The organism is Pantoea sp. sgz302252, assembly GCF_047713085.1.
In the GTDB taxonomy this organism is placed as follows: Bacteria; Pseudomonadota; Gammaproteobacteria; order Enterobacterales; family Enterobacteriaceae; genus Scandinavium.
This window is the reverse complement of sequence record NZ_JBLFJW010000069.1, coordinates 1-4192: the sequence shown is the minus strand read 5'-3', so window position 1 is coordinate 4192 and position 4192 is coordinate 1. Positions and strand designations below refer to the sequence as shown.

The following is a 4192-nucleotide window of genomic DNA, read 5'->3' as shown; positions in this document are numbered from 1 at the left end:
GCTGTCTCTTGATCAGATCTCCTGATCAAGAGACTTCGCCAGTTTGTACCCCTCAACGACATCCTGAAGCCTGAACCAGCCTTCCCACATCACTACCCAGCCCGCCCGTCCTGTTCGTTTGCTGTCATACCATCGACCCATTTTCGCCAGTGCCAGATACGCCCATTTCAGGTTCGGCGCCTTCTTTGGCAGGGCTTTTCCTTCCTGTTTTACCCACAGCAGCTTCCATTCTATTGGGCTCAGCACCTGCTCGCAGGGCTCATTCAGCGTTTCCTCACTCAGCCCGCCCTGGCGCAACGCCAGTACCCTCACGGCGATAAACGCGAGGATGACCACCATCCGCTCCAGGTTATCCCGTGTCTGCATACGAAGCGATTCCACACAGGTGCCCCCGCTTTTCCATGCTTTGTGGTATTCCTCTATCAGCCAGCGGCGCTCGTAATAGCTGATGATGATGCGTGCCTGCTCCGCACTCTCCACTTTTTCTGACGTCAGCAGATGCCAGCAGGCCCCACTTTCCTCTTCCTCCCGACAGCAGATATACGTCACCGGCAACTGTTCGCCCGACCCGTCCGGTGCGGCAATATTCACCGCGCTGTAGCTGACGAACATCTGTGCCTGGCGCGCCGCTCTCCCCCCTTTCTGAACCACATTCAGCGTATGACTTCCCGCCTGCGTCAGCCTTTCAGGCAGGTCGAACAGTTTGCCTGCGCCATCCTCCAGTCGCCGGTTTTGCGCGGCCCGGACCACGAAGCGCTGCCCCTGGCTGGTTTTGTAATTCAGGTACTGCCAGATGTCCGCTTCACGGTCACACACAGAGATAACATTTGACTGAATATCGCCCAGGCGCTGCGCCATCAACTGAGATGACAACTGCCATTTAAAGCTCTCTTTTTCTTCATAAGGCCGCTCTTTTCGTTGATGTTTTTTGCCATAGGTGGCGGTCTCCCTGCTCCAACGTTGCTGGTCGATAAGGCCCACCATCCGGGCGCCGTCCGGGGCGTAGAGCAGTACCGAATGGGCAAGCAGGCCGCGTGTTTTCGGGCTGGTGGTGGTGTTGCCCAGTTCATCGCAGGCGCTGGAATGGCTGAAGTTGATGGTCGTTGTATCTTCCAGTGCGAGGAGAAGCGGATGCTCCCGGGCGGCTTTGGCCGTGGCAATAAATCCTGCCTCAGCGATAGCGTCAGGAAAGACGCAGGGGTTACGCAACAGGCGGTAAGCGCCTTCAACTTCGGCGGGAGACAGGGATGATTTCACGATAGAAAGTCCGGGGTGTTGAGTGAGTGAGGCGGCTACAGTCACGAGACGGCGGGTACGCCGCGGGTCACCCAGTTGCGCAAGCCCGAAAGTGTGTTTAGCCCATGAAAAACAATCAGAAAGCACCATACTAAAAACCCGAAAAGAGAGATATCAGAAGAGATCAACAGACGGGAAAATAGTTCAAAAAAATCCCCGACAAATTCGTCAGGGATTTGTGTATAAGAGACAGCCCGCGGGGAGAGGGAGCACACACTAAAAAAGGAGCTTTAAAAGCGCCTTTTTGCTTTTACCTCCGTACACCCTGTACATATGGTTACACAGCGATACCAATCACTCACTGAACGCTTTGAATCACAAGTCTATAGTTCATTTCAACGGCCCCGCAGTGGGGTTGAACATAGAAACCAAATTCGAGGATTTCAGAATGAAAAAAGTATTAGCTCTGGTTGTTGCCGCTGCTATGGGTCTGTCTTCTGCTGCTTTCGCTGCTGACACCGCGGCTACCGCACCGGCTGCTGCGCCAGCGGCAACTCACGCTGCTCCGGCTAAAACTACTCATCACAAGAAACACAAAAAATCCGCAGCAAAACCCGCTGCAGAACAGAAAGCCCAGGCTGCCAAAAAGCAGCACAAAAAAGCAGCCACCAAACCCGCTGTAGCTCAGAAAGCTCAGGCTGCTAAAAAGCAACATAAAAAAGCAGCCGCTAAACCAGCAGCTCAGCCATCTGCATAAGTTCGCACCAGTCAGTACGGTCTTGTATACTAAATCGGCGCTGCTTCAGCGCCGTTTTTTTCGGGAGAGCAATCATGTTGCGCCGCTACCGTTTCGAGCTCATCCTTTTACTGCTGATTATCTGTGCGCTGGTTGCTACCCGGTTCTTTTTGTACTGAGCGTAGTTCGCTGATTTTACTCCCACTTTTCATTCATCCCGTCTATAGTAAACGCATTGGGTTACCCTTTTTTGACATCATAATCGCCCTCCAGAGAGAGTTATGCGCAGATCCATAGTGGTATTACTGGGAGCCGTTTGCCTTTTTTCTCCGTTGACTCACGCTGATGATGACAGCGACGACACTGGCATGAGTGCCAAAGATCTGAAGACGCTATTTTTTGGTCATGACGACCGCGTGCGGGTCACTAATCCTACGGAATCGCCGTGGGATGCTATTGGTCAACTGGAAACGGCCAGCGGAAATCTCTGCACTGCCACCCTGATTTCACCCCATCTGGCGCTTACCGCCGGACACTGTCTGTTGACGCCGCCGCGCGGCAAACCAGATAAAGCCGTCGCCTTGCGTTTTATTTCGCAAAAAGGCGTCTGGCGTTACGAAATTCATGGCATTGAAGGCCGCGTTGAACCTTCGCTCGGGAAACGTTTAAAACCCGATGGCGATGGCTGGATTGTGCCCCCTTCTGCTGCCCCGTGGGATTTTGGCCTGATTGTGCTGCGCTATCCGCCTTCCGGCATTACGCCACTTCCGCTGTTCGAAGGTGATAAAGACGCGTTGACCGCGGCGCTGAAAACCACCGATCGCAAAGTGACGCAGTCGGGTTACCCGCTCGATCACCTTGATTCGCTGTACACGCACAATGATTGTCTGGTGACGGGTTGGGCGCAAACCACCGTGTTATCGCACCAGTGCGACACGCTGCCGGGCGACAGCGGTTCACCGTTAATGATTAAAACAGATAACGGTTGGGAATTAATTGGCGTCCAAAGTTCCGCGCCAGCCGCCAAAGACCGTTGGCGTGCGGACAACCGGGCCATTTCTGTCACCGGTTTTCGTGACAAACTTGAAGCACTGGCCGGAGATGGCAGCTAGACGCGACCCCGGCCAGTTTTCACAACACGGTGAGAGATGGTTTCTAAGACCATATTCCCTTATGTTGATCTATCTACTAAGGATCATCTTGCGCCAGTCAATTTGTTGGCGGGTGGTCCTGATTAAATAGTCCTTTTAAATAATTTCTGAAAACACATCCCTACTCCTTCAGTTATGTACCCTCGCGCTTGCGGATTAATTCACTACAATGATGATTTAATATCTACCACTGTGTTGACTCATCATCATACAGACGCTATTTGAATTGACTCCACCAATAAAATCCTCAGCGGAATTCATATTCCTGATTAATTTAGCTTCGTAATTAATAAATATTCACACCGCTGTAAAAACACAATTAAGAATATTTTCCAAACTCGTAGATAACGCACATTTTTCGACGCTAAAGTATTTATAATCACTCACCTTGTGAGAAATGACTGTTAATTACGGGATTTATCTACATTTAAGTCCGCAATAGCACCTAATCCACGTGTTCTGCCTGCTCATTTGTTCTGTTGAATGCTGAGAAAGCTAACAATCCAGGTATTAGCATGCTTGGTTTTAAATATTGCCGGTCGTTATTAATCCTTTCTAGCCATAGTCACTGTATTTAATCAGGAGAAAAGCATGTCGTCACAAGGAATTCGCTTTACTCTGGAGGTGGACGGACAGAATGAAGACACCTTCGCTGTGGTAGGGTTTCAACTACAACAACGTTATTCCACGACGTTTGAACTGATTGTGGATGTGGCAAGTCAATCGTTTGCCCAGACGGCAGAGCAGCTGCTCGAACAAAACGCCACCTTGACTATCTGGCAGGGAAATGTCTCGTTACGGACCGTTTCAGGGAATATCGCCACTTTCAGTATGAAAGAAAGCAATGACTGGCAAATGCAGTACCGCTTCAGGATTTGTCCGCCTTTGTGGCGCTGCGGGCTTCGCCAGAACTTCCGCAGTTTCCAGCAGCAGGACATTCAGTCCATCTCCGCCACGTTACTGAATGAAAATGGCGTCACTGAGTGGTCGCCAATCCTCTATGATCCGCATCCCGCCCGGGAGTTCTGCGTGCAGTACGGCGAAAGCGACCTCGATTTTCTGTCGCGGC

General features: G+C 51.3%; 3 protein-coding genes and 1 pseudogene. 3 read left to right on the top strand and 1 reads right to left on the bottom strand.

The window, feature by feature from the left end:
- Nucleotides 1-12: 12 nt before the first annotated feature.
- On the bottom strand, nt 13-1386 hold the full coding sequence (locus tag ACLW56_RS24850; RefSeq protein WP_330982379.1) for an IS4 family transposase: 1374 nt from the start codon (nt 1384-1386) through the stop codon (nt 13-15).
- A 298-nt stretch (nt 1387-1684) separates the two neighbouring features.
- Here ACLW56_RS24850 and asr point away from each other — a divergent pair.
- The 3 genes and pseudogenes from asr to ACLW56_RS24835 all read left to right on the top strand — a co-directional run.
- Nucleotides 1685-1990: pseudogene (gene asr, locus ACLW56_RS24845) on the top strand (acid resistance repetitive basic protein Asr); the annotation flags it as partial.
- A 263-nt stretch (nt 1991-2253) separates the two neighbouring features.
- Nucleotides 2254-3084 (top strand): serine protease, encoded by an 831-nt coding sequence (locus tag ACLW56_RS24840; RefSeq protein WP_330986275.1) that lies wholly within the window; start codon nt 2254-2256, stop codon nt 3082-3084.
- A 630-nt stretch (nt 3085-3714) separates the two neighbouring features.
- A partial coding sequence (locus ACLW56_RS24835) for a contractile injection system protein, VgrG/Pvc8 family (protein ID WP_330986274.1) occupies nt 3715-4192 on the top strand: 478 nt, incomplete at its 3' end.

Bases quoted from the DNA above. Each gene is read 5' to 3' on its own strand.
- ACLW56_RS24850 (WP_330982379.1), bottom strand. From the start codon at position 1,386: ATGGTGCTTTCTGATTGTTTTTCATGGGCTAAACACACTTTCGGGCTT.
- ACLW56_RS24840 (WP_330986275.1), top strand. From the start codon at position 2,254: ATGCGCAGATCCATAGTGGTATTACTGGGAGCCGTTTGCCTTTTTTCT.